At 46.2% G+C, this 26,228-nt stretch carries 23 protein-coding genes; 4 read left to right on the top strand and 19 right to left on the bottom strand.

What is annotated here, in order from left to right:
* Nucleotides 1-88: 88 nt before the first annotated feature.
* Genes gatB through gatC form a run of 3 tightly spaced genes read right to left on the bottom strand, consistent with a single transcriptional unit; the run spans nucleotide 89 to nucleotide 3,295 of the window.
* Entirely contained in the window at nucleotides 89-1,519 is a 1,431-nt protein-coding gene (gatB, locus tag AC4E8A_RS01990) for an Asp-tRNA(Asn)/Glu-tRNA(Gln) amidotransferase subunit GatB (RefSeq protein WP_490196498.1), read from the bottom strand.
* A gap of 12 nt (nucleotides 1,520-1,531) precedes the next feature.
* Nucleotides 1,532-2,992 (bottom strand): Asp-tRNA(Asn)/Glu-tRNA(Gln) amidotransferase subunit GatA, encoded by a 1,461-nt coding sequence (gene gatA / locus AC4E8A_RS01985; RefSeq protein WP_490196497.1) that lies wholly within the window; start codon nucleotides 2,990-2,992, stop codon nucleotides 1,532-1,534.
* 12 nt (nucleotides 2,993-3,004) lie between these two features.
* Nucleotides 3,005-3,295 carry an Asp-tRNA(Asn)/Glu-tRNA(Gln) amidotransferase subunit GatC gene (gene gatC / locus AC4E8A_RS01980; RefSeq protein ID WP_490196496.1) on the bottom strand — a complete coding sequence of 97 codons (291 nt, stop codon included), beginning with the start codon at nucleotides 3,293-3,295 and terminating at the stop codon, nucleotides 3,005-3,007.
* A gap of 317 nt (nucleotides 3,296-3,612) precedes the next feature.
* On the opposite strand from gatC, the gene AC4E8A_RS01975 reads away from it, so the two are divergent.
* Together AC4E8A_RS01975 and AC4E8A_RS01970 are read left to right on the top strand one after the other, a co-directional pair.
* Entirely contained in the window at nucleotides 3,613-3,999 is a 387-nt protein-coding gene (locus AC4E8A_RS01975) for a cupin (RefSeq protein ID WP_490196494.1), read from the top strand.
* A gap of 109 nt (nucleotides 4,000-4,108) precedes the next feature.
* Nucleotides 4,109-5,182 carry an AbrB family transcriptional regulator gene (locus tag AC4E8A_RS01970; RefSeq protein WP_490196493.1) on the top strand — a complete coding sequence of 358 codons (1,074 nt, stop codon included), beginning with the start codon at nucleotides 4,109-4,111 and terminating at the stop codon, nucleotides 5,180-5,182.
* A 59-nt stretch (nucleotides 5,183-5,241) separates the two neighbouring features.
* Here AC4E8A_RS01970 and AC4E8A_RS01965 read toward each other — a convergent pair whose 3' ends face one another.
* The 12 genes from AC4E8A_RS01965 to AC4E8A_RS01910 form a co-directional block, all read right to left on the bottom strand.
* Entirely contained in the window at nucleotides 5,242-5,676 is a 435-nt protein-coding gene (locus AC4E8A_RS01965; protein WP_490196492.1) for a YueI family protein, read from the bottom strand.
* A gap of 67 nt (nucleotides 5,677-5,743) precedes the next feature.
* Entirely contained in the window at nucleotides 5,744-6,649 is a 906-nt protein-coding gene (locus tag AC4E8A_RS01960) for a GDSL-type esterase/lipase family protein (protein WP_490196491.1), read from the bottom strand.
* Between the two features lie 518 nt (nucleotides 6,650-7,167).
* Nucleotides 7,168-7,491 (bottom strand): hypothetical protein, encoded by a 324-nt coding sequence (locus tag AC4E8A_RS01955; RefSeq protein ID WP_490196490.1) that lies wholly within the window; start codon nucleotides 7,489-7,491, stop codon nucleotides 7,168-7,170.
* A gap of 185 nt (nucleotides 7,492-7,676) precedes the next feature.
* A complete protein-coding gene (putP, locus tag AC4E8A_RS01950) occupies nucleotides 7,677-9,167 on the bottom strand; it encodes a sodium/proline symporter PutP (RefSeq protein ID WP_490196489.1) in 1,491 nt (496 codons plus the stop codon).
* Nucleotides 9,168-9,489: 322 nt separating this feature from the next.
* On the bottom strand, nucleotides 9,490-9,705 hold the full coding sequence (locus AC4E8A_RS01945) for a hypothetical protein (protein WP_490196488.1): 216 nt from the start codon (nucleotides 9,703-9,705) through the stop codon (nucleotides 9,490-9,492).
* A gap of 53 nt (nucleotides 9,706-9,758) precedes the next feature.
* Nucleotides 9,759-10,919, bottom strand: coding sequence for a CamS family sex pheromone protein (locus AC4E8A_RS01940; RefSeq protein ID WP_490196487.1), 1,161 nt, complete (start codon nucleotides 10,917-10,919; stop codon nucleotides 9,759-9,761).
* Between the two features lie 15 nt (nucleotides 10,920-10,934).
* Nucleotides 10,935-12,941, bottom strand: coding sequence for an NAD-dependent DNA ligase LigA (gene ligA / locus AC4E8A_RS01935; RefSeq protein WP_490196486.1), 2,007 nt, complete (start codon nucleotides 12,939-12,941; stop codon nucleotides 10,935-10,937).
* A gap of 24 nt (nucleotides 12,942-12,965) precedes the next feature.
* Nucleotides 12,966-15,191 (bottom strand): DNA helicase PcrA, encoded by a 2,226-nt coding sequence (gene pcrA, locus AC4E8A_RS01930; RefSeq protein ID WP_490196485.1) that lies wholly within the window; start codon nucleotides 15,189-15,191, stop codon nucleotides 12,966-12,968.
* Between the two features lie 343 nt (nucleotides 15,192-15,534).
* Entirely contained in the window at nucleotides 15,535-16,224 is a 690-nt protein-coding gene (gene pcrB / locus AC4E8A_RS01925) for a heptaprenylglyceryl phosphate synthase (protein WP_490196483.1), read from the bottom strand.
* Nucleotides 16,225-16,454: 230 nt separating this feature from the next.
* Nucleotides 16,455-16,760 carry a YerC/YecD family TrpR-related protein gene (locus AC4E8A_RS01920; protein WP_490196482.1) on the bottom strand — a complete coding sequence of 102 codons (306 nt, stop codon included), beginning with the start codon at nucleotides 16,758-16,760 and terminating at the stop codon, nucleotides 16,455-16,457.
* A gap of 22 nt (nucleotides 16,761-16,782) precedes the next feature.
* Nucleotides 16,783-17,823: a DUF3048 domain-containing protein gene (locus tag AC4E8A_RS01915; protein ID WP_490196481.1), complete on the bottom strand. Its 1,041-nt coding sequence runs from the start codon at nucleotides 17,821-17,823 to the stop codon at nucleotides 16,783-16,785.
* 47 nt (nucleotides 17,824-17,870) lie between these two features.
* Complete coding sequence (locus AC4E8A_RS01910) at nucleotides 17,871-19,610, bottom strand: adenine deaminase C-terminal domain-containing protein (RefSeq protein ID WP_490196480.1); 1,740 nt, start codon at nucleotides 19,608-19,610, stop codon at nucleotides 17,871-17,873.
* 136 nt (nucleotides 19,611-19,746) lie between these two features.
* Here AC4E8A_RS01910 and AC4E8A_RS01905 point away from each other — a divergent pair, with 136 nt between their 5' ends.
* Both AC4E8A_RS01905 and AC4E8A_RS01900 read left to right on the top strand, forming a co-directional pair.
* The gene (locus tag AC4E8A_RS01905) at nucleotides 19,747-20,109 is read left to right on the top strand and encodes a YgaP family membrane protein (RefSeq protein WP_490196479.1); all 363 of its coding nucleotides are present in this window, start codon (nucleotides 19,747-19,749) and stop codon (nucleotides 20,107-20,109) included.
* A 171-nt stretch (nucleotides 20,110-20,280) separates the two neighbouring features.
* Nucleotides 20,281-20,394 (top strand): EYxxD motif small membrane protein, encoded by a 114-nt coding sequence (locus AC4E8A_RS01900; protein ID WP_421382989.1) that lies wholly within the window; start codon nucleotides 20,281-20,283, stop codon nucleotides 20,392-20,394.
* Here the strand turns inward: AC4E8A_RS01900 and purD are convergent.
* From purD to purM, 4 genes are all read right to left on the bottom strand, one after another.
* Entirely contained in the window at nucleotides 20,360-21,643 is a 1,284-nt protein-coding gene (purD, locus tag AC4E8A_RS01895; RefSeq protein ID WP_490196478.1) for a phosphoribosylamine--glycine ligase, read from the bottom strand. The genes AC4E8A_RS01900 and purD overlap by 35 nt on opposite strands.
* Nucleotides 21,644-22,763: 1,120 nt before the next feature.
* Nucleotides 22,764-24,299 carry a bifunctional phosphoribosylaminoimidazolecarboxamide formyltransferase/IMP cyclohydrolase gene (gene purH / locus AC4E8A_RS01890; protein ID WP_490196477.1) on the bottom strand — a complete coding sequence of 512 codons (1,536 nt, stop codon included), beginning with the start codon at nucleotides 24,297-24,299 and terminating at the stop codon, nucleotides 22,764-22,766.
* Nucleotides 24,300-24,327: 28 nt separating this feature from the next.
* The gene (gene purN / locus AC4E8A_RS01885; protein WP_490196475.1) at nucleotides 24,328-24,915 is read right to left on the bottom strand and encodes a phosphoribosylglycinamide formyltransferase; all 588 of its coding nucleotides are present in this window, start codon (nucleotides 24,913-24,915) and stop codon (nucleotides 24,328-24,330) included.
* Between the two features lie 266 nt (nucleotides 24,916-25,181).
* On the bottom strand, nucleotides 25,182-26,228 hold the full coding sequence (purM, locus tag AC4E8A_RS01880; protein WP_490196474.1) for a phosphoribosylformylglycinamidine cyclo-ligase: 1,047 nt from the start codon (nucleotides 26,226-26,228) through the stop codon (nucleotides 25,182-25,184).

Below are 26,228 nucleotides of genomic sequence, written 5' to 3'. Positions count from 1 at the left end.
GCACAGCCTCTTCCCGCTGCACGCCTCTCAAAAAACCAAAAACCCCCGCCGGGCATAAGCCGGACGGGGGCGAAGTCTATATGCTTTATCAGCGTTTGTTCATTTCCTCTATCAGAAGTTTGTTGACCATTGGCGGGTTTGCCTGGCCTTTGGTCTTCTTCATGATTTGGCCGACGAGGAATCCAAGGGCACGGTCTTTTCCGTTCTTGAAGTCTTCGATGGATTGCGGATTGTCGTCGAGCGTAGCTGTGACGATTTTTAGCAATTCGCCTTCATCGGAGATTTGGACAAGTCCTTTTTCCTTGACGATTTGCTCAGGATCGCCGCCTTTTTCAACAAGCTCTTTGAAGACTTTCTTCGCCATCTTGGATGATAACGTTCCATCCTGGATCAGCTTGACCATGCCGGCAAGTCCTTCAGGTGTCATCGGCAGATCTTCGAGTTCTTTCTGTTCTGCGTTCATGTAGGCAGATACTTCACCCATCAGCCAGTTGGACGCTTGCTTGATGTCCGCTCCGGCGGCAACGGTGGCTTCGAAGTAATCGGACATTTCTTTTGTCAAGGTCAGGACCATTGCGTCATACGCAGGTAGCCCCATATCCTCTACATAGCGCTTTTGACGGGCATCCGGCAGTTCAGGGATTTCCGCACGCACACGTTCCTTCCACTCTTCATCGATGCGAAGAACGACAAGGTCGGGCTCTGGGAAGTATCGATAATCGTCAGATCCTTCTTTTACACGCATAAGGAGGGTTTTTCCTGTTGCTTCATCAAATCGGCGTGTTTCCTGCTCGATGATTCCGCCTGAAAGCAATACTTTTTCCTGGCGCACGATTTCATGCTCAAGGCCCTTACGTACAAAGTTAAAAGAGTTCAGGTTCTTTAATTCGGCTTTTGTACCAAACTTCTCCTGGCCGATCGGGCGCAATGAGATGTTGGCATCACAGCGAAGAGATCCTTCTTCCATTTTACAGTCAGATACGCCTGTATATTGGATGATCGACTTTAATTTTTCCAAATAAGCATAGGCTTCGGCCGGTGTGCGAAGGTCAGGCTCGGATACGATTTCGATCAGTGGTGTACCTTGGCGGTTATAGTCAACGAGCGAGTAACCGTCACCGGAGTGGTTCAATTTACCGGCATCCTCTTCAAGGTGCAGGCGTGTGATTCCGATACGTTTTTTATAACCGTCAACCTCGATTTCAATCCAGCCATTTTCACCGATCGGCTGGTCAAATTGAGAGATCTGGTAGGCTTTCGGGTTATCCGGATAGAAATAGTTTTTACGGTCAAACTTGGTATCTGTTGCGATTTCACAGTTCAGGGCCATTGCCGCTTTCATACCGAAATCGATAGCGCGTTTGTTGACCACTGGAAGAACGCCTGGATATCCCAAGTCGATGACATTCGTGTTTGTGTTTGGCTCTGCGCCGAAATGGTTCGGGGCAGGCGAGAACATTTTCGAATCTGTTTTTAGCTCAACATGGACTTCAAGTCCGATAATCGTTTCAAAGTTCATTGATTTCACCCCTTACAATTGTGGTTTCTGTTTATGGAAGTCTGTAGCCTGTTCATAAGCATGTGCTACCCGATAGATTGTGCTCTCATCAAAGTGCTTGCCGATGATTTGCAGTCCAAGCGGCAGACCATCTTTTGAAAATCCGCAAGGCACGGAGATTCCCGGTACCCCAGCAAGATTCACCGGGATGGTTAAAATATCATTTGCATACATTGTAAGCGGATCATCGATTTTTTCACCGATTTTGAATGCCGGCGTCGGAGTTGTCGGTCCGATGATGACATCATAATTTTCAAATACATCTTCAAAGTCTTTTTTGATCAGCGTACGAGCCTGCTGACCTTTTTTATAATACGCATCATAGTAGCCGGAGCTCAATGCAAACGTCCCAAGCATGATACGGCGTTTCACCTCATCACCAAAGCCTTCTGCACGGGTCTTTTTATATAGATCCAGAAGATTTTCAGCATTTGGTGTACGGTAGCCGTAACGGATTCCGTCAAAGCGGCTCAGGTTGGATGACGCTTCAGAGGAAGCCAGAATGTAGTAGGTAGCCACTCCATATTTTGAATGCGGAAGGGAAACCTCATCAACAGTCGCCCCCATGCTTTCAAGGAGTTTCAATGCAGCCATGACGGATTGGCGGGCTTCTTCGCCGACACCTTCTGCAAGATATTCTTTCGGTACGGCAATTCTTAAGCCTTTGACATCACCTGTCAGGGCAGAAGCATAATTTGGCACTTCTACATCAGCTGACGTCGTATCATTGGCATCGGCACCTGCAATGCCCTGTAAAAGATAGGCATTGTCTTCAACGTTTCGTGTGATGGGCCCGATTTGGTCAAGTGATGAAGCGAAAGCGACAAGACCGAAGCGGGAAACACGTCCATATGTAGGTTTCAATCCGACTGTTCCTGTAAACGCTGCCGGCTGACGGATTGATCCGCCTGTATCAGACCCAAGTGAGAATGGTACTTCGCCTGCTGCAACAGAGGCTGCGGAACCGCCTGAGGAACCGCCTGGGACAGTTTCAAGGTTCCATGGGTTGCTTGTTTTCTGGAAACCGGAGTTTTCAGTGGAAGAACCCATCGCGAATTCATCCATGTTGAGTTTTCCGATTGTTACGGTATCAGCGTCACGCAGTTTGTTGATGACCGTTGCATCGTAGATTGGATCAAAGTTCTCAAGGATTTTACTCGCACACGTTGTCCGGAGGCCTTTTGTTACGATATTGTCCTTGATTCCAATCGGCATACCGAACAGAAGGCCTTTCGCTTCGTCCGTCCCGATTTTGCTATCCAGTTCCTTCGCTTTTGCACGTGCCTTTTCTTCATCCAGCGTTAAAAATGCTTTGACTTTCCCTTCAACCGCGTCGATCCTTTTATAAGATTCATCAACAAGGTCTGTTACAGAAATTTCTTTTTTCTGCATCAATTCATGAAGTTCTGCTAATTTATGGTCGAATAATGACATGTGGTTTCCCTCCTATTCTAAAACAGATGGTACGCGGACTTGTCCATCTTGGTGGTCTGGTGCGTTCTTCAATACTTCTTCCTGAGGCAATCCTTTAACAGGTTTATCTTCACGCATGATATTCTTCATTTCCAACACATGGGATGTAGGATTGACATTCTCTGTATCGAGCTCATTCAACTGCTCAGCAAAGCCAATGATAGCATCCAATTGACTTGTGAATCTTTGTGCTTCTTCTTCTGTTATCGCAAGACGGGCAAGGTGAGCCACATGCTTAACTTGGTCTTCTGAAATTCTTGACACTCTCTTTCACCTCCGCATAATTTCGAACACTAGCAATACTATTGATAATATCAAAATTTCAGCCAAAATGGCAACTAAGTCCCGCCATTTCGCTGTTAAATCTATTTAGAGAAAGCGCTCGATGCTTTAATAGGGCAGCGCGTTACCATATAAATGGGGACTGTCCCTTTTCGCGCTTTAACGCGTTGCCGTAACCGGGGACTGTCCCCACTTGCGGTGATGTGTTAAAGTCCATCATCTTATCAGCATGTTCTTTTTGGCTGAAAAGTATAAGCTGATGGTGCGTTTCTTCATTAATATAGAAGGATGGATCACCCTTGTCGAAATGGGAACGCGAGGTGATTACTATGAAGATTTTTACCTATCATCAACAAGACGGAAGAACGATTGACCGCTTTGACAGCAGAGGAGCTGTCATCCACCCCCTTGTTAAATCGGGAAAGCCTTTCCAGATTGGCTGTATGTATCTTGGCCAGAACAGTGTTCTTGGTATGCATAAAGCAATGTGTCCGCAGCTGTTCATCGTGACGGATGGCAGCGGGATGGTCATGATTGAAGGTGGAGAAAAGGTGCCAGTTGAAAAGGGTACGGCTGTGTTTTGGGATACCGGGGAAAACCATGAATCCGGATCCCACACAGGAATGACGGCGATTGTGGCTGAAGGTGAAGAATTTGATCCAGAAAAATTCTTGGATTTGAAATGAATCTCCTAAAACTGTCTGCAGAAAATTCTAAGCAGACAGTTTCTTCTTTCCCTTCTAAATATGGTAAGCTTATCTTCATCAAAGCGAAGCTTATCAAAGAAGGGATTATATGTTTTTGCGATTTTTATATACCATCCTGATCGGTACTGCAGGAGGGTTGGTTTTCAGCTTGATGCATATCCCGCTGGCATGGATGCTCGGCTCCATGACGGCTGTGTTTGCCATTGAAAAACTGACTCCTTTTAAAATATACTGGCCGCCTGTATTCCGGAATACCGGGCTGATCCTTGTTGGATATACGATTGGGCAGTCCTTTTCAAGGGACACAGCAATTGAAATACTTCACCAGCTTCCATGGATGTTATTCCTCACCGTTTTGCTTCTGCTATTCAGCAGTGTGCTGGCCATTTTCATCACTAAATTGACCGGGGTGAATTTGAAGTCTACCATTACAGGGTGCATCCCCGGCGGATTATCACAAATGGTGGTACTAGGAGAAGAACTGGAGGACATTGATGTCACAGTGGTGACGATTATCCAGGTCATCCGGCTGCTGTCGGTCATTTTCATCGTACCATTCATGGCATTCAGTCCGCTTTTCCAAGGGCCCAAGAACGGAGCAGCCTCTGGATCTGCAGCAGTGGATCTTTACCTGAGCTGGCCCCTATTGATATTATTTGGAGCTGCCGTCGCCTCTGCCTTGCTGGCTGTGAAATTCAAGCTGCCTACACCTACCTTATTAGGTCCGATACTCGGCATCGGGATCCTCTCTGCAGCAGGGGTGACGGTACCCCATATGCCGGATGCAGCTATCGTTGCAGCCCAAATTTTCTTAGGGATCTATTTCAGTAAGATGATGAAGTTTGAAGATTCCGGTTCCCTTTCAAAATTTATCGGGTTGACGGTCGTCACCTCATTTATACTGGTCGCTTTCACCTTTGGGCTTGGAGCAATCCTGATGGCGTCCCATCATATCTCATTCATCACTTCATTCCTGAGTATGGCACCCGGAGGAATGGCGGAAATGGCGCTTGTCGGCCAGGCACTCCACGCCGACCTGTCCATCATCACCGGATATCATTTATTCCGGATTCTGTTCATTCTGTTTGTAGTGCCGATTTTTCTCAAGTGGCTTTTCAAGCAGAAAATGTTCTCCGGAGAATCGACAAATTCCGGGTCGTGACTGGCACAAAGACGCACAAAAACCGGGCGGGTGTCCAAGTATCACACCGCCCGGTTTTTTCATTTAAACAACTTCGCAAAGAAAGACTTTTTCTTGGTCTTCGGTTCTGCAGGTTTACTTCCCTGATTCTCATCGATGTAAATTTCTTCTTTATCAATGGCATGGCTGAAGGCAAGCACCAGTCCGATGTCCGTGTCATGCTCTTTGTTCGTTACCATTGTATAGTGGATATCATACTTTCCCGCCAGCTTAATATATTTTGACAGATACGTATAGCTCATATTGCCGTTCAAATAGAGATGGGCTTCCTTATTTTCGTTCATCAGTGCTTCTGCCTGAAAAAGGATCCCTTTTCTCCTGACCTGCCTCTGCGTCAGGGCAAATACAATCCGCTCCCTTATGGTTCCTAAAAACTTCCGCCGTTCATCAGGCTTCGTCTGTTTCTGGCCGTATATGCCCTGCTGTAAATAGTCATCTACGCCGGGTCTTTCCACTTTCACACACCTCCGTTTGATTCACTCGAATTCCCTACACTATATGTCAGGTTTTTAAGAAATGCAATTATAACGGGTTTCTCTGAACCATTAGGATCTCCTCCGTACTCGAGATAATTTCAGCACCGATCTTTTCATAACCTTTATCATTCGGATGAAACAAATCTTCTGCCAAATAAAAGTCAGTATCCTCTTCAAATAAATGCTGAATAGAAACAAACGTCGTATTCGGGTACATTTCCAGCAGGTCCTTCGTTGAAACATTCCAGGAACTGATGATCTCGTTGAATTCTTTTATTTCCCCCAGGGTTTCATATACCGGATTGAAAACACCGATGAAATAGACAGGGGCATCTTCATTCAGAAGGCGTATGGTGGACATTATTTTACGAAGATCCGACTTGAATTTCTCTTCTCCTTTTGTAAAATCACCCATAGTCAGATGTGTAAAATTATGATTAAAAATGGAAACCAAGTCATTTCCTCCGAGAGTCATAAAAAGAACATCGGCTCTTTGAATATCATTCTGCATATTGGGGTCATCCAGTGCTTTCAATAAATGCTGTGCCTGGGCACCATATTCACCATGGTTGACCAGCACTACATCATCATTCTTTTTCTCATAGTACATTTTCAAAAAATCCAGATAACCTTCTGTCTTCTCGCCTCCAGTGCCCAGCGTCAGGGAGTCGCCAATCCCGACAATAGCAAAACTCTGACTATTGATCTCACTAGGAACTACTTCAACTTTGGGTTCGGCATAGGCAAAGACAACGGATTCCAGATAATGAATCGCTTCTTCTTGAAGCGGTGCCTTTTCCGTTTCAATGACTTCTGAGAAGACTTCTGCCTCATCGATGAGTCGATCCTCTTTCCGGGAGGGTGCTGGAGAACTGTTTGTTGATGGATACGCGCTGTTTAGAATGAGTATCGTTGCAACGGCAGTTACGAGGAAATTGATAATCTTTTTCATGCTGATTCCGTCCTTCTTTCGTTTTGACCAGAAAACGGTCATCTGACAGTAGCAGTATCGGCATGAGACTAATCGTTAATACGTGTTATTTAAAAGCACTTTTCGTAAACTTTATTGCCTTTAAAATGGTAACGAAATATATCGCCTTAATGCACCAGAAAAATCTCGAAAAGATCTGCTCTTCCATTAGATAGAAAAGCATATACCGGAGAAAATCCAAACTTGAGATTCTCCCGAAAGCAGTAATCCATACGTTCGTTAGCCCAGTTTTAAAAAAACAGATTAGGGTGTCACATGAAGCCTTTATCAGACCAGTTTTAAAGAGAAAATCAGATTAGGGTAGGGCCCCCTTGAAGCGTTCATAAGATCAGTTTTGAATTGAAATTCAGATTAAGGTGTCACATGAAGCATTCATAAGACCAGTTTTAAAGAGAAAATCAAATTAAGGTGTCACATGAATCCCTCATAAGCCCTATAAAAAAAGCGTCTGCCGGGTGACAGACGCTTTTATCATTTATTTATTCTTCTTCATTTATTTCTTTTTCAACTTCATCGAGTGCCTCGTCCGCTTCCTCTTCCAATTCGTTTTCCGCGGACTCAGCAGCATCTTCTGCAGCTTGGCCAGCGTCTTCTGCTCCTTGTTCAATATCTTCTCCCGTTTCTTCAGCTTCCTGTTCAAGATCGTTGGCTTCCTGGTTTGTATCCTGTTCGGCGTCTTCCGTATTTTGTTGTGTTTCCTCTTCTACTTCCTGGAAATTATCAGAAGTTCCATCTTCAGAACAACCGGCAAGAAAAAGGCCGGCTGCCATTGGGAAAACTGCAAGCAGGTTTCGTTTTCTCATTACGCACTCCTCCTAATCATTGATGTTTTTTTGTTTATACCCGGCATCAGCACCCCAAAACATTTCAGCCCTTTAAAGCAGTGGGGGACTGTCCCCCACTGCTTTAAAGGGCTGAAGTACTTTCATACAAACACTAAACCGCCCACCGAAATTTCGGCAGGCGGTTTTGATGAACTGTTATTCCATTATTTCACGTCATTTGCAGCAGCTTCATCAAATTCAGATCGGATTTTTTCGCTTGGCTGCGGTCCAACCTTTGAGAAGATGACGATGGCCAATATACCAAGGATGAAGCCTGGAATGATTTCATAGAGGTCCGTGTCAAGATTAGCCCATACTACAACCGTTACGGCACCAACAATCATTCCGGCCAGTGCACCATTGCGGGTCATGCCTTTCCAGAATAGGGAAAGCAGGATTACCGGTCCGAAGGAAGCTCCGAATCCAGCCCATGCATAACTTACAAGGTCGAGAATGCTTGAAGCATTTTCGTTTGCAGGGTTTCCGCCCAGTGCCAGCAGGATGGCAATGACAGCGATCAGCACAACACCTAAACGGCCAACCCATACAAGCTCTTTGTCTGAAGCATTCTTGCGGATAATTGCTTTGTAGAAATCCTCTGCAAGAGCACTTGAAGAAACAAGAAGCTGAGAGTCAATAGTACTCATGATGGCAGATAAGATGGCTGCCAATAGAATACCGGAAACCCAAGGATTGAACAGTACATCCGTGAACAAGATGAACACTTTTTCAGAGTTATCAGCTGCATCGGTAATCAGTGGGGCATCAGCGAAGTAAGCGATACCGGAAATACCGACCAATACAGCACCGATGATAGCAAGGATCATCCATGTCATACCAATCCAGCGTGCTTTAGGAACATCCTTCGTAGATTTAAGTGCCATAAAGCGGGTGATGATATGTGGCTGGCCAAAATAACCAAGGCCCCATGCCAATAACGAGATGATTCCGATTGCAGATGTTCCGGCGAAAGCATCAAGGTAAGCCGGATCAACAGCCTCGACTTGGTCCATTGTGCTTCCCCAGCCTCCAAGTTCAGTAATCGCCACAATTGGCGCTACAACCAAGGCAAGGAACATAAGGATGCCCTGGATGAAGTCAGTCCAGCTGACTGCAAGGAATCCGCCAAGGAATGTGTAAGAGATGATAACAATTGCACCAATCAGAAGTGCTGTGTTATAGCCCATGTCAAAGGATTCCTGGAAAAGAATCGCCCCGCCGACAAGACCTGATGAAGTATAAAAAGTAAAGAATACCAGGATGACAAGTGCAGAAATGACGCGGAGCAAGCGGGAACCATCTTTAAAACGATTTTCAAAGAAGTCCGGAACTGTAATGGAATCATCCGCAACTTCCGTGTAAGAGCGCAGTCTGGAAGCAACAAATTTCCAGTTCAGGTACGCACCGATCGTAAGCCCGATCGCAAGCCAGATCGAACCGCCGAGACCTGATGCATATGCCGCGCCGGGAAGACCCAAGAGCAGCCATGAACTCATGTCAGAGGCACCGGCACTAAGTGCTGCAACGCCAGGACCTAAGCTGCGCCCTCCCAAAACGTAATCTGATAAATTGCTAGTTAATCTGTAAGAAATAATACCAATTGCCAACATACCGACCAAATAAACTATAAACGTAACTAAAGTAGCCGTATCCATGTGTAGTCTACATTCTCCTTTCGATTTTTAAAATGTTTGGTTATAAAAACTCTAAGATGATTTGCTGCGTTTTCTTTCTGACGCTCTTTTTTACCCTATGCATCACACTTGTAAACTTATTCATACAGATTCCTTCCGCAAAGAATCCAAATAAGCCTGATGAGCCAGGAATAACTCGACAACATTCATAAGCGTAACATAAATCCTTCACACTCTCACGCAGAATATTCAGAATATAATTCTATAACTGATTATTTATGCATCGGTTATGAATAATTAATTCTATGAAAGCGCTTTACCAATTATATATATTCAGAAAAATTCATAAAATTAAATTCATAATTTGTTCAAATACAGCTATTGCAAACAATAAAAATTGTTCCATCCACCTCCATTTTCCTCCCGTTTTTCTGTTAAAAGACATAAAAGAATTTTTTCTATAAAGTGAAACACAAGGGTGTTTGCCATACGGCTGATACTCTTTCAATTGGCGAGTCGTAACGACCTTATTTTCCCCAATAAATGCTGCAGTATACACTCCCTTACCTGCTAGATAAAAAAACCGACCCGGTTACAGGTCAGTTTTCTCTATTATTCATAGATGTGCACAAATGGTTCTGTCTTATTATCCAATACAATCAAGGCTTCAGCTCTATCGGCTGAAGTGATTTCGATTTCCACATTCATCGCTTTCGGGAACAACTCATCAGCAAGCTCTGCTGTATATTGAGTAAAACCGATTGTTTCTGCTTTTCCATTAAATTGAATCGGGATATCGATTTCCAGACTTTCCATCTTTCCTTCATTATAGAAAGCGTAACCGACCACACCAACATAATTGGGAAAATAGTTTTCGACTTTCCCTTTAAAATCGTTGAACACTTTCAAATCTTTAGGATGGGCTTCTTCTGCCTGTACGGACGGGAAGAAGTGATGTTCTTCATTTATATCCTTCCAATCTCCGATGGAGGCACTATCTGCACCAATCGTGGAGTAAGCAAAGTAGTTTCCGGGAGTCACAGTATCCCTGCTGGATTGTTCATATAGGGCAATCGTAATCGGGATGCCATCAAGTTCCGGGTTCTGTCTCATCCTTTTGATGACTTCTTGTGCGATTTCCACTCCATGCTGCTGGACTTCTTCATGGCTGATAGTGGTCTGACGCGTTTCACCAGTATTCTGGTCTTGATAATAGGAAACGGAGTTCAACGCTAGTCCAACAACGACACCAGCCAGCTGGATCTTGTTGTCTTCAACTTTCTCCAGGTAATTATGTTCGATCATGTGTGCAAGGTAGACAGGGGTATCCTTTCCTTCGCCAGGCGTTTCCTCAACCGGATTAAGCCCGATGTTCTGCTCTTCTTTTAACCCTTTGTCTTCTAGCTGTTTGCTGGTAAACTTTCTGTTCAGCCAGGATTGAATGGTTTCTTTATCTAACACCTGGCCTTCTTTGAACAGATATCGGTCACTTGAATAAACATTTTTCGCCACGCGGACAAGACCCGATTCAAAAACATCTATATCATAGCGTGAGCGCAGGTTATTTACGACCATGCCTCTCGTATCCGTGGATTCATATGGCAGCAACGTTTTATAATATTCATCAGAAATTTGGTAATTCGGAATGATCGCTTTTTCCGATTGCTGATTTTCATCTTCTTCTACCACTTGTTCCTGTTTTTCTATTTCAAAAGCAGGAGTACAGCCACTAAGCAACAAAGCAGCAGCGGCTGCCGCCAACCATTTCCTCATGTATTTTCTCCACCTTTAACGGTTAAGTTCTCCAAGCAGCTTCTCTTCGTCCCATATCTCTATGCCAAGTTCCTGCGCTTTCGTCAGTTTGGAACCAGCATCTTCCCCGGCAATGAGAAGGTCGGTCTTCTTACTGACAGAACCGGTTACTTTCCCGCCAAACTCTTCCACCTTCTGTTTCGCTTCGTTACGGCCAAGTTTTTCAAGTTTACCGGTAAGGACAATCGTCTTTCCTGCAAAATAGGAATCGACATCTTCCACTTTTACAGGCTTCGGCCCTTTATAGTCTGTATTGACTCCTGCCGCTTTCAGTTCTCCGATCAATTCAGCCACTTCTTCTTTTTCAAAGTATGCAACAACAGCCTCTGCCATCTTATCGCCAATTTCATTGACAGCAATCAATTGTTCCTTGGATGCATCCTTTAAATGATCAATGGTTCCAAATTCCTGTGAGAGTGTCTTGGCTGCTTTGGCCCCCACATGGCGGATCCCCAAGCCGAATAGCAGCCTTTCCAAAGAGTTGGATTTTGAGGTTTCTATGGCTTTCAGCAAATTATCGACCGATTTTTCACCCATTCTCTCCAACTGCAGAAGCTGCTCCCTTTCAAGACGGTAAATATCGGCTACATCGACAATCAAGCCTTCTTTGAAAAGCTGGCTGATGACTTTTTCACCCAGTCCATCGATATTCATCGCATTCCGGGAAACGAAGTGGATCAGCCCTTCCCTGATCTGTGCAGGACACTTTGGGTTAATACAGCGAAGCGCAACCTCTTCTTCAAGTCTGACAAGGCCGCTCCCGCATTCAGGGCATTTTTCAGGCATGTGGAAATTCCGCTCTTCTCCGGTACGCCGTTCTTCGAGGACATTCACCACTTCCGGGATGATATCTCCTGCCTTTTTGACGACCACATAGTCACCGATCTTGATATCCTTTTCCCTGATAAGGTCTTCATTATGCAGAGAGGCCCGTTGTACAGTCGTACCGGCAACCCTGACCGGTTCAAGGATGGCGGTAGGTGTCACAACACCCGTTCTGCCGACACTTAATTCAATGTCCTTCAGCAGCGTCACCACTTCTTCTGCCGGAAATTTGTAGGCGATCGCCCATCTGGGACTCTTCGCTGTTGTACCAAGCTCCTGCTGCAGTTCCAGGGAATCAACCTTGATGACGATTCCATCAATGTCATAAGGAAGATCCGGCCGTCTTTCCACCCATCCCTCTACGTATCGAATGACTTCCTCGATGTCCTGGCATCTTCTTCTTTCTTTATTGGTCTTGAAACCCAGGTTATCTAAAAGGTCCAGCCCTTCACTGTGTGAAACGACACCTGTTCCGCCTGTATCTGCAATGGAATAGAGGAAAATATCCAGATTACGCGAAGCCGCAATGCGCGGATCGAGCTGGCGCAATGACCCGGCAGCAGCGTTGCGGGGATTCGCAAACGGCTCCTCTTCCCGCTCTTCCTTGGCCTTATTCAATGCTTCAAACGACTTCTTCGGCATGAAGGCTTCCCCTCTTACCTCCATTGTCAAAGGTTCAGAAATCCGAAGCGGTATCGACTTGATAGTTTTCAGATTTGCTGTGATATCCTCACCAATCGTTCCGTCTCCCCTTGTCGCCCCTTGGCTGAAAAGGCCGTCTTCGTAGCGGAGGGAAACCGCAAGTCCATCAATTTTCAGTTCGCAGACATAGGAATAGCCCTCACCTGCTGCCTGGCGGACTTTACGGTCGAAGTCCCTCAGGTCTTCTTCGTTAAAAGCATTGCCAAGACTGAGCATCGGCGTCCTGTGCTCGACTTTTTGAAAAGCTTCCAGAATGCTTCCGCCAACCCGCTGTGTCGGTGAGTCTGGTGATTTCAACTCAGGGAATTCAGCCTCGATATCAATCAGCTCATTCAATAACCGGTCATATTCTGCATCCGGCACTGAAGGCTTGTCCAGCACATGGTATTCATAACTATATTGGTTTAAAAGATTATGAAGGTCGCTAACTTTTTGTTCGGCGCTTTTGATCTCCACAATAACAGCCCTTTCTCATGCAAATTATACTTTTTCGACAGGAGCAAACTTCGCCAAAAGGCGTTTGATGCCCGTTGGACTTGGAAATGCGATATCAAGCTCCATTCCGTCTCCGCTGCCTTTTACACTGACAACCGTGCCGGTGCCCCACTTTTTATGCGAAGCCTTGTCACCGACCTGCCAGGAAATCCCTTCACCGCCAGTTGTCGTTGGAACAGGACGGGAGACAGGTTTCCTTCTTGCAGGCTGCTGAGTCCTTGCTGGTGCTGCCTTGCCGCCCGATGAGAATGGGCTTCTTTTTTCCGGCTCGAAGTTATCAATGAGATCTTCAGGAATTTCGGCAATGAACCTGGAGACCGGGTTCATTTTCGTCTGCCCGTATAATGTCCTCATTTGGGCATTGGTCATGAATAATTCCTCTTCAGCCCTGGTAATTCCTACATAGGCCAGGCGGCGCTCTTCTTCCATTTCCTCTTCATCCATAAGCGACCTGCTGTGCGGAAAGACTCCTTCTTCCAGCCCCATCAGGAAGACCACAGGAAATTCGAGTCCTTTGGCAGCATGGAGGGTCATCAAGATGACCGCGTCTTTCGGCTGTTCATCATCATCAAGCTTATCGATATCCGCCACAAGTGCAAGGTCTGTCAGGAAGGCAACCAATGATTTGTCATCATTGCTTTCTTCAAAACTCTTTGTGACAGATAAGAACTCATCGATGTTTTCCAGTCGGCTTTGTGCTTCGATTGATTTTTCCGCTTTCAGCATTTCTCTATAGCCGGACTTTTCAAGGATTTCTTCCACCAGTTCGGTTACAGAAAGATACTCCTGCATCTGAGTATAGCCTTTCACAAGTTCCTTGAATTCAATAACAGACTTGGTGATTTTCGGGCTGAGGCCGATAAAATCAGCTTCCTCAAGGGCCTGCATCATCGACAGGTCATTCATTGCCGCATAGTTAGCGACCTTATCAAGCGAAGTCGAACCGATGCCGCGTTTCGGGACATTGATGACGCGGCGCAAGCTGATGTCATCATCAGGGTTGGCGATCAGTCTTAAATAGGCAAGGATATCCTTGATCTCTTTACGGTCGTAGAACTTGACGCCTCCTACGATGCTGTATTCAATATTGGATTTTAAAAGAATTTCCTCCATTACACGGGACTGTGCGTTGGTTCGGTAAAGAATGGCAAACTCGGAAAATTTTCTTTTGCCGCTGTCTGTCATTTCTTTGATTTTACCAGCAACGAACTGTGCTTCCGACTGCTCGCTGTCTCCTCTGTAATAGGTGATTTTCTCTCCTTGGTCATTTTCAGTCCAAAGGTTTTTCGGTTTGCGGTTCATGTTCTTTTGGATGACATCATTCGCTGCATGCAGGATTGTCTTCGTTGAACGGTAATTCTGCTCTAAGAGGATGACATTGGCTCTAGGATAGTCTTTTTCAAAAGAAAGGATATTTGCAATATCCGCTCCCCGCCAGCGGTAGATTGACTGGTCTGAATCCCCTACAACACATAGGTTTTGAAAGCGGGATGCCATCATTTTCACAAGCATATATTGCGCTCTGTTGGTATCCTGATACTCATCCACATGGATGTATTGGAATTTTCTTTGATAGAACTCGAGCACTTCCGGCACACGCTGGAACAATTGGATGGTTGTCATGATCAGGTCATCAAAATCCAGGGCCTGATTTTTGCGCAGGCGCTTTTGATATTCTTCATAGACGTCGGAAGTGACATTATCGTAGTAGCTCCCGGCTTCTTTAGAGAACTCTTCGGGCGTTTTCAGTTCATTTTTTGCTGAAGAAACCGAGCCGAGGATGGACCTTGGGTCAAATTTCTTCGGGTCGATATTTTTATCTTTCAGGATCGACTTGATGACGGATAACTGGTCCGTTGAATCAAGAATCGTGAAGTTTCGGTTAAAACCGATCCGGTCGATGTCACGTCTAAGGATGCGGACGCACATGGAGTGAAATGTGGAGATCCAGATTTCCTCGCCCACACCACCAAGGATGTTTCCGATCCGGTCTTTCATTTCTCTTGCGGCTTTGTTTGTAAAGGTGATCGCCAGGATGTTGTATGGGTTTACCCCTTTTTCCACCATCAGGTAGGCGATTCGGTGTGTCAGCACACGTGTCTTTCCGGAGCCGGCACCTGCCATAATCAAAAGCGGGCCTTCTGTTGCTTTTACAGCTTCAGCCTGCTGCGGATTCATTCCATTCAGTAATCGGTCTGTTAAAAATTGCATGTTTATTTTCCACCACCATAACGAACATTTGTTCTTATTATATCAAGTTCTGTTGTTTATATGAAGGACTGTTTATCCAATCTCCTGCTGATTGATTTTCGCTCCAGGTGTGTGACTCCGCGGGGCGGGCGTCAAGCCTCCTCGGCTGCGCCTGTGGGGTCTCGCCTGTCCCGCTAATCCCGCAGGAGGTCACTCACCTTCCGCTTCAATCAATACTTAGACCTCAGTAAAGAGGTAATACCAATTCTTAAAAGTATTTTTATTTTAGGAAGATAAATATACTTAAGCTGAGTTATCCGTGTGCGGGCGAAGATGTTCTTTTTTTAGGAACATAAATATATATTTAAACTGACTTAACGGCCTCTACGGTTTTCAACGCTGTTTTTAAATCCTTATAGAGGATATTCCCGACGACGATGACGTCTGCGTGCTGAGCCATTTCTTTTGCCTGCTGCGGGGTTTTGATACCTCCGCCGTAGAAGAATGTTGTGTTTTCGAGTACTCTCGCTGTTTCTTGGACATAGTCGATATCTCCGTACGTTCCGCTGTATTCAAGGTAGAAGATCGGCAGGTGAAACATTTTTTCGGCCATCAGTGCATAGGCAGCCACGTCTTCTTTCGTGAGATCCGTCTTGGCTCCTGTCAGCTTTGCAGCTTTGCATTCTCCGTTCAGTATGCAGTAGCCTTCCACCAGGATTTCGTCCCAGTTCATGATTTCCCCGTATTCTTTTACCGCCTGATGATGCAGGCCTTTCAGCCACATTGGGTCATCACTGTTCAATACCGTCGGGATGAAATAAAAATCAAATCCCGGTGTTAGAGATTCCATGTTGCTCACCTCAAGAGCACAGGGCACCGTGTACCTTCTGACTCTTGCCATGAGATCCAGGACCCCTTCAAGGGTGACATCATCGGTCCCGCCGATAATCACTGCGTCGGTTTCCGATTCACAAATTTTCTCCAGATCTTCATCGCTGATTTCCTTGGCGGGGTCGAGCTTAAATACATGGCGCCACTCTCTGACATCGTACATCCTTACTTCCTCCAATTCTTTCAATTCCATTTAAACATTATATCATTCCTGAAGCCAATTAACGAGGGAGCCTGAGTAGGAAGGTTTGGTTTATTCTGCTAATTACAATCCACACTTCAGCACATTAAAGCAGTGGGGGACTGTCCCCCACTGCTTTAATGTGCTAAAGTTATGCAACTAAAAAAAAGGGCCGCCTCCGCTTTTGTTCCGGGGCAGTCCTTTATCGGTTCCTATTCTTCTTCCTTTTGGCTGTCGACTCGGTCCAAAACCATCTGATAGGCGTCGTTTCCGTAGTTCAGGCAGCGTTTGACACGGGAAATGGTTGCTGTACTGGCGCCTGTTTCCGCCTCAATCTTGTGATAGGTTTTTCCTTCTTCAAGCATTCTTGCAACTTCCAGACGCTGTGCAAGGGACTGGATTTCATTGATAGTCGCTAAGTCATCAAAGAATCGATAGCATTCATCCATATCTTGCAGGGATAAAATCGCATTGAATAGCTGGTCCAATTCTTTACCTTTGATTTTATTGATTTGCATGATCATTTCTCCTTTTATTCCATTATTGTACTGTAACGAATTCTTCTAATCCGGGATTTTCAGGTATGATGTTGATCCATGTTTTTCCAGGTATGAATGCTGCCTCTCCGGCAGGAACGATTCTTCCGTTCTTATTCTCCCACTGGGCTTTCACCAATTTCCCCTGCTGCAAGAGATACGCATTTCCGCCTGACTCAAGGTCAATGCTCCTGCGCCCATAATCATCAATAATGTTGTGCGGTGCTTCCACAATCAAGATATTGTCAAGCTGAACGAGATCACCCGTTTCATAATCTGCCAGAGGCTCTCCATCAGATATCCTGCTGTATTTTTGAGTCTCCTGGTCATATTCATAAACCGGTGAGAATGATGGATTATCATAATAGGAAACTTTGACGGATGCTGCATCCTCTCCGGATACTTCTTTCGATTTCATGAAATCGGAAGAAGCAGGAGGAGTAGCCATTTGGGCCCCGACCTGTTCTGCACCTTTTTCAATATTATCAAAGGAGATATAAGAATTATGAGGAGCCACACGGAAGTCTGCCCGTTTAAATAACGTTCCGTCGTATTGCATTCCATTGATGTTGTCGATTGTCCCGCTTGTCAGCATTTCCTTCGCATCAGGGCTGTAGCCGTGCGCTACAAAAAAGCTGTCATACCCCTGAGCCAATTGAATGAAGTAATCACGCGCGCTTCTTACCGGTCCGACTTTTTCCGGCACTTCACTTTGGAAAATGGCAACAAACCTGGTGACATCGCCTTCTGCAAGCACTTCATGGATCACATCTGCTTTATAAAGGCCGCTTTGCGGCCGGGCCTTTGGATGGTTATTTACCACCACGGCCACCGCTCTTTGCGAAGCTTCTTCATCCGCACTGACTCCTGTCAGCGGATATTGATATGGTGATTCTGCTTCTTCATTTTTCCCTTGATTGGCAGCATCATTTTGTTCCGTATTATTTTTTGCTGTGTTATCGTTAGTCTCGGTTGTTTCATTATCAGAACTGCACGCTGTCAACAGTAAAGCGGTCATGGCCGCTATCGCAGTTTTTTTCCACATCTAAGAAATACACCCCTAAACCAATCTTTTATCTTTACTTTAACATTTTAACGCATTATCGTGGGAAAGAGTACAGTTTTCTTCATAACGTCATATATTCCCCTCTGTGTGACCCGTATATAAGGAAGATGTGTAGACTGCAGGAACAAGAGCGTGTATACGGGATCACTGAAAGAGTAGCCTCTGGCAAAAAGAAGTTCCTTCATTTCTTTCTCTTCTTCAATCAAGTCTTCCATTTTCTTATCAGACATGATGCCGCCAACAGTCAAAGGTAATTCATGTAGAACGTCCTGGTTTTCACTCAGGACAATGCCTCCTCCGATCTCCTTCATCCTGTTAAAAGCATGCATCATATCTCGTTTGTCTTTACCGATCAAAATGATATCGCCTGTGTTGGAAAAAGAAGATGCGAATCCTTTCACTTTGGCAGCAAAACCTTTCAGCATCGTGCTGATCCTCCACTTGCCATTTCGATCGATCAGCATCAAAAAGCTTTCATCATGACTTTCCGATAATGCAACCTCTGAAGCATCAATCCCTACTGAATACGGCTTTGTGATGACTTCATTGACCATCTGAATTCCAAACGGCATGGAGAACTGAAGATCATCGTAGGTTAGATCCCACTGCATATTCAGTGGGCCAAGACCGAATTTTCCCCAGTCGGGCGAAGGAAAATCCCCCTGTGCGCCCTGCAAGGTTTTCACCCATTCCCCTTTGGCCAGGACGCCTGCAGGGGTCGGCTCTTCCTTGCTTTCAAGGAAGTTAATGTTTGCGACTCTTCCGGCAGCTATCATTCCATGGTGGTGCGAAATCCGGTAATGCCTTGCCACATTGTAGCTGGCCATATGATAGGCCTCGATCAAGGGGATGCCGCTTTCAATTGCTTTTGCTATGAGGTCATCGAGCACCCCGTTTTCATAGAATCCAGGGGTTGAACCATCCGTCGTCAACATCATTTCACTGTAATTTTCGATCTCATAATCCTTGATTTCATTCAGGAGTTTATCCAAATCCGGCCTTATGGATGAATTCCTCAAAGTCACGGCCAATCCCTGCATCAGCCTCATGTAGACGTCTTTTCCAGTCATCGCTTCATGGTCTCCGTCTATCCCAAGCAGTGCCAGTTTCGCAAGTGTTTTTTCCGAAGCACCGGGAAGATGGCCTTCCACCACCTTATTCAATCTTTTGGCTTCCTGCATCAAGTGGAGAATCATATCATCCCCATCGAGCAGTTTCGGCCAGGAAGTCAGTTCGCCTCCTTGGACAACATCTTCATGATGGAGCCACGATTTCACTTCATTGTGGGAGAACACCGTCTCTTCCCTTTGCATCTCTGTCTGCGAATCAAAACGGGCCCACCAGAACATCGAAAATGGCAGGTGTTTCAGTTCTTCCAATAAAGAAAACGCTTTCTTTTTATTCATCAATAAAAACAGCATAAGATTGTCATTGATGAACGTCGTTGTTCCGGTTTGGGATGCATAATGGGCAAAAGAATGGGGATTATAAAGTTGAAACGGGTGAACATGAGGTTCAATATACCCTGGGACCAGGAAGTATCGGCTGCAGTCTGTCACTTCACACCCATCTAACGTTTCGGGAAGTTGTTCTCCACAGTAAATGATGCGGTCTTGATGAATCCAGATATGGGCCTGCACCCATTTCTTCAAGACTGAATGCAGATAGACAGCATTTTTCAAAACCCTCGTCGGCTTCAATTTGCCGTCCAGGACATCTATATGTTCACGCAGTTCTTTGTTTTTCCATCTATATCGCTGTACCAACTATGAACACTCCTCTATGTTCAATCATTTTTGAGTATAGGTAAAAAGTTATTAGTTACTAATGTAACATATTTTGGACTTTAACGCATTAAAGGTTTACAGAAAAATTGTAAATATTTTGCAAGGAGGAATTCTTATGAAGGTTACGCAGAATATCGGCATCGTCAATGCTTTGATCAGGATTACTGTAGGGTTTACCGTCCTTTCATGGGCAACAGCCAAGCTGGTCAAAATGCCTTGGAGAGATTCTTATTTGTGGCTGGCACTGCTTGGCGGGATGAAAGTCGGAGAAGGTATCCTTCGCTTCTGTCCAATTACAGCGATGTTTGAAAATCAGCATTCAGAATCAGGTGGTAAAGAAGGGAAAAGCATGTTGAACCTAGGTTCCATATTGAAGGGAAACCACAACGCACCTGATAAGAAAATCGATGACATCGACAGCGATGAAAAGAGGCAGGATATCCCGGATATGCCTGACCTCCCATATAACCCTTCCTAATTACACTTTAGCGCAGCACCGCAAGTGGGGACAGTCCCCAGCTGCGTTAACGCGTTAAAGCAGCATAGGGGACTGTCCCTTTTAGTGGTTCAACGCGCTAAACAAAAACAACAGGGTGCCCATCTGGGCACCCTGTTGTTCCAAATATTTACATCCTGGGGAGTGATTGATATGTTTTGGGAATATGTTATGGATATATCTTATGTTTTGATTTCCGTCATCGGCGGAATTATTGCCATCCTATATGTGTTTATTCGGAAAGGGCGGAAGAGGCGCGTCCGATAGCCCTCCGGCCGATATCCTTCCGGTAAAACAAGCCGCTGGCATCCAATTTGCCTATTTCACTGTAAATCGTATCAAGTGATTTCTCCAGTTTTTCCTGTTTGGAAGCAACCAGCAGGACACGGCCGCCGTTGGAAACCAGCCTGCCTTCAGCGTCAACCGCGGTTCCGGCATGGTAAACAAGCGTATTACCTGCAAGATTCTCAAGCCCGCCAATCGGGACAGATTTTTTATAAGCTTCGGGATATCCCTCAGCAGCCAGGACAACCCCCGCAATTCCAGCTTCATCCCAATCAAGGGAAACGTCATTCCCTTCACAGATATTGTAAAGGACTTCACCAAGATCCGTTTGCAGTCTCGGCAGGATCACCTGTGTTTCAGGATCACCGAAGCGCGCATTGAACTCAATGACTTTAGGCCCTTCTTCTGTCAAAATCAGCCCCGCATAAAGTACACCTTTAAAGCGTCTTCCTTCAGAAACCATCGCGCGGGCAGTCGGGACCAAAACCGTCCGCACAGCTTCGCGGATGATATCGCCACTAATATGAGGAACAGGCGAGTACGCTCCCATCCCGCCTGTGTTTGGACCCTGGTCGCCATCGAAAGCCCGCTTATGGTCCTGGGCAGCTTCCATCGGATAAACATTTTCACCGTCAACAAAGGCCATCAGTGAAAATTCTTCTCCATCTAAAAACTCCTCAATGACCACCTTCGCCGATGCTTCACCAAACTTAGATTGAAGCAGCATTTCTTCCAGAGCCGCTAACGCTTCAGATTCCGTGGAGGCAACTACGACCCCTTTCCCTGCAGCAAGGCCGTCCGCTTTGATGACGATCGGAGCCCCGGTTTGTAAAACATACTCCTTGGCGCTTTCAAAATCGGTGAACGTCTCGTAAACAGCGGTCGGAATGTTGTAGGTCTTCATCAATTCTTTAGCAAATGACTTGCTTCCTTCAATCACTGCAGCATTTTTATCAGGGCCAAACACCCTAAGACCCGCGCTATTAAAAGCATCAACAATGCCGCCAAATAGCGGGACTTCCGGACCGACGACGGTCATATTGATGTTGTTTTCCTTCGCAAACTCAATGAGACCGGTAAAATCAGATTCTTCCAAGCTGACTGTTTTGGCAGTCTGTGCGATTCCGGCATTTCCGGGAGCGCAATACACTTTGTTGACGCTCGGACTTTTGTGCAAGGCATCGCAAAGCGCATGCTCCCTTCCGCCCCGGCCGATAACAAGTACGTTCATTTTGACACCCCTTTTTATGTATAAAAGTGCAGCGAGTGCACCCTTTTGATTATCTTTCTGGCAGCAGGAACCCGGTCTCGGGCAGGCTTGGCTGAGCCGGATTTGTCGGATCGTCGATAAATCCTGATAATGGCCGATAACCCGTCCCTCTGCACACTATCCCGCCGCGGGTGCCCGAGTCCTGCACCCCGCTCAATCCAGTTTGGCCGTTTTTCGTCAGGCCGCGGTTGATATTCGACACTTGTCAGTCGTTATTTGACAACGTTCAGCTGTTATTCGACAAATACACGCCGTTTTTCGACACACACAACCGCCGATAACCCGTCCCTCTGCACACTATCCCGCCGCGGGTGACCGGGTCCTGCACCCCGCTCAATCCAGTTTGGCCGTTTTTCGACAGGCCGCGGTTGATATTCGACACTTGTCAGTCGTTATTCGACAACGTTCAGCTGATATCCGACAAATACGCGTCGATTTTCGACACACACAACCGCCGATAACCCGTCCCTCTGCACACTATCCCGCCGCGGGTGCCCGAGTCCACCCCGCTCAATCCAGTTTGGCCGTTTTTCGTCAGGCCGCGGTTGATATTCGGCACATGTCAGTCGTTATTCGACAACGTTCAGCTGATATCCGACAAATACACGCCGTTTTTCGACACACACAACCGCCGATAACCCGTCCCTCTGCACACTATCCCGCAGCGGGTGCCCGAGTCCTGCACCCCGCTCAATCCAGTTTGGCCGTTTTTCGTCAGGCCGCGGTTGATATTCGACACATGTCAGTCGTTATTCGACAATGTTCCGCCGATATGCGATAAACACGCGCCGTTTTTCGACATGTGGAGATCGTTATTCGACAAAAACTAGTCATTATCGGACTCACAACCGCCGATAACCTCTCCCTCTGCACACTATCCCGCCGCGGGTGACCGGGTCCTGCACCCCGCTCAATCCAGTTTGGCCGTTTTTCGTCAGGCCGCGGTTGATATTCGGCACATGTCAGTCGTTATTCGACAACGTTCAGCCGATATGCGATAAACACGCCCCGTTTTTCGACATGTGGAGATCGTTATTCGACAAAAACTAGTCATTATCGGACTCACAACCGCCGATAACCATCAATGTTTAAAATGACGCACTCCCGTCATCACCATGGTAATGCCGTATTCATCCGCTTTCTTGATTGAATCTTCATCGCGGATCGATCCGCCCGGCTGGATGATGGCTGTGATTCCTGCTTTGGCAGCAGCTTCCACGGTATCGTCCATCGGGAAGAACGCATCCGATGCCAACGCGGCTCCTTCTGCTTTGGTTCCTGCCTGTTCAAGGGCAATTTTGGCAGCGCCGACGCGGTTCATCTGGCCCGCTCCGATTCCGAGTGTCATATCCTTGCCAGCTACAACAATAGCATTCGACTTTACATGCTTGACGACTTTCCAGCCAAGCTTCATGGCTTCCCATTCCGCTTCGGTCGGCTCCCGTTTTGTCGCAACCTTCAATTCAGCATCTTCAAGGGTGAAGGTATCGTCTTCCTGAACCAGAAGCCCGCCTTCAATCGAAACAAGTTTGTCCTCCACTTTTTTCACTGTATCAAAAGGGACCGTCAACAAACGGATATTCTTTTTGCCTGTCAAGATTTCCAACGCTCTGTCTGTAAAAGAAGGGGCGATGATGATTTCCAGGAAGATTTCATGCAGACGCTGAGCCGTTTCTTCATCCACCACACGGTTCAAGGCCACGATGCCGCCGAAGATGGATGTGGAATCTGCTTCGTACGCCTTTGCAAAAGCCGCTTCGATGGTTTCTCCTGTTCCGACACCACATGGATTCATATGCTTCACCGCTACTGCTGACGCCTCATCAAATTCTTTGATGATTTGCAGTGCTGCATTCGCATCATTGATATTGTTATAAGATAATTCTTTTCCATGAAGCTGCCTTGCCTGGGCTATAGAAAATTCTGAACCCAGCGGCTGCTTATAGAAAGCTGCTTTCTGGTGGGGATTTTCGCCGTATCTTAATGTCTGCTTCAATTCATAAGTCACCGTCATGGCTTCTGGATTTTCTTCTCCGGCAAGGTCTGTCATGAACTGCGAGATGTAAGCATCATAAGCGGCCGTGTGGCGGAAAACCTTAGCAGCAAGCTCCTTTCTCAACAGCTCAGGCGCTTCTCCATTTGCCTTGATTTCATTGATGATCCTATCGTAATCCAGTGAATCAACGACAACTGTTACATACTTATGGTTCTTGGCAGCCGCACGCAGCATGGTCGGTCCGCCGATATCGATATTTTCAATCGCATCTTCTTCGGTAACATTCGGTTTGGCGATTGTTTGCTGAAATGGGTAGAGGTTAACGCAAACGAGGTCGATCGGGAAGATTTCCTGTTCTTCCATCTGCCGGCGGTGGCCTTCCACATCACGCTTCGCAAGCAGCCCGCCGTGGATTTTCGGGTGAAGGGTCTTGACTCTGCCTTCCATGATCTCCGGGAATCCGGTCACTTCTTCAACACCCGTAACGAAAATGCCGTTATCAAGCAGGATGTTCTTTGTTCCTCCAGTTGAAATGATGTCATATCCAAGTTCCTGAAGATCGCGTGCAAATTCTACAATTCCGCTCTTATCCGATACGCTGATCAGTGCTCTTTTTTTCATATCGCTAATTCCTCCCTTTGGTGCAGTTTCATCTTTGAACTTTGTGCATCGATGTCATGAAGAGATGTGTCAAGGTTTCCGGATAAATCGTATGCTCGACATCCTGGATCTTCTGTTGCAGTGTTGCTCTGTTATCAAAAGGCGAAATGCGGACGGCCTCCTGTGCAATGATCGGGCCGGTGTCCATGCCTTCATCCACGAAATGGACGGTTACACCTGTCACTTTCACACCGGCATCAATGGCCTGGCCGATAGCATCCTTACCGGGAAAAGATGGCAGAAGTGATGGATGAATGTTTACAATTTTGCCTGAGAAATGTTCCAGCAGGACCTTTCCAATCAGCCGCATATAGCCTGCCAGGACAAGGAAATCCACTTCCCGGCTGAGCAGTTCACCTGCAATCTCCCTTTCAAAATCAGGCTTTGACTTATACTCTCTAGGGTTAAAAACAAAGGTCGCAATCCCTGCCGCCTTCGCTCTTTCGATGACAAATGCATCGGGCTTGTCACAAACCAGCAGTTCTACCTTTGCCTGAAGTTTTCCGCTATGTACCGAGTCGACGATCGATTGAAAGTTCGTTCCGCTTCCGGAAGCAAATACTGCTATTTTTCTCATTTCCCGTCCCCATTTCTGCCGAATCTTATTTTAATGGCTCTTTTCTTAAGCTTTGTTTCCAAAAATATCGCCAAATCACCTGAAATCCCCTGGTTAGAAAGAAAGATAAGAGCTGCTCTTGCCGTTCAGAAAGCCCCCTAGTACCCAGGAGGAGATTCCGGCTTTGGAGATTTTTCCGGAAGCTGCAACCTGCAAGAAAACAGCCTTTAGGCGAAAGCAAAATGGGTGACGCCGTCCCTATGGACAAAAGTTCCTTCGCACCCATTTTAATCCTCCTGCCCGTCTCCTTCAATGATCCGGACTCCATTACCCGATGTTACTTCCCCTATCAGATAGGCCTTTTCACCGATGCTGTTAAAAAAGTTCACAGCCTCTTCTGCTTCAGAAGCATCAACAGCAAGCACAAATCCGATTCCCATGTTAAAAATGTTATACATTTCCTGTTGGGGAATGTTTCCCAATTCCTGAAGCAAATTGAATAGTTCTGGCTGCTTCCAATTCGATGTATCAATATCAGCGCCTAATCCTTCAGGCAGCATCCTTGGAATGTTTTCGATGAACCCTCCACCGGTTACATGGGACATGCCTTTGATGGAAAATTTCCCTAGCGCCTCCAAGACGGGTTTTACATAGATCCTTGTCGGTGTAAGCAGAGCGTCTTCCAGTGTAGATTTCAACTGCGGCATGTAGATGTCCAAATCATAGGAGTTGTCTTCAAAAAATACCTTTCTGACAAGAGAGTATCCATTACTGTGTATACCACTGGAGGCAAGGCCGACTAACCTGTTTCCTTCAGAAATTCCGTCGCCCGTAACGATTTTGCTTTTTTCACAGACACCGACAGCAAATCCGGCAATGTCATACTCATCCGCTTCATAAAGCCCGGGCATTTCCGCCGTTTCACCGCCTGTCAGTCCGGCTCCCGCCATTTCACATCCGTCCGCAACCCCTTTGACGATACTTTCGATTTTTTCAGGAACAGCTTTTCCGCACGCGATATAGTCCATGAAATACAACGGTTCCGCTCCCTGTACGACAATATCATTCACACACATGGCGACACAGTCGATGCCGATTGTGTCATGCTTATCTGCCATGAAAGCCAGCTTCAATTTTGTCCCGACGCCATCTGTTCCGGACACCAGTACAGGCTCTTTCAACCCAAGCCCGGAAAGGTCGAACATCCCGCCAAAGCCGCCGAGAGAACCAAGCATCCCTTTTCGCTTGGTCCGCTCTACGTGCTTCTTGATCCGATTCACCGATTCATAGCCGGCATCGATATCGACACCAGCGCTTTTATAAGCATTAGCCAT

The organism is Bacillus sp. SRL337, assembly GCF_984799155.1.
The sequence above is the reverse complement of the archived record's forward strand: the minus strand, read 5'-3'. Positions and strand labels throughout refer to the sequence as shown.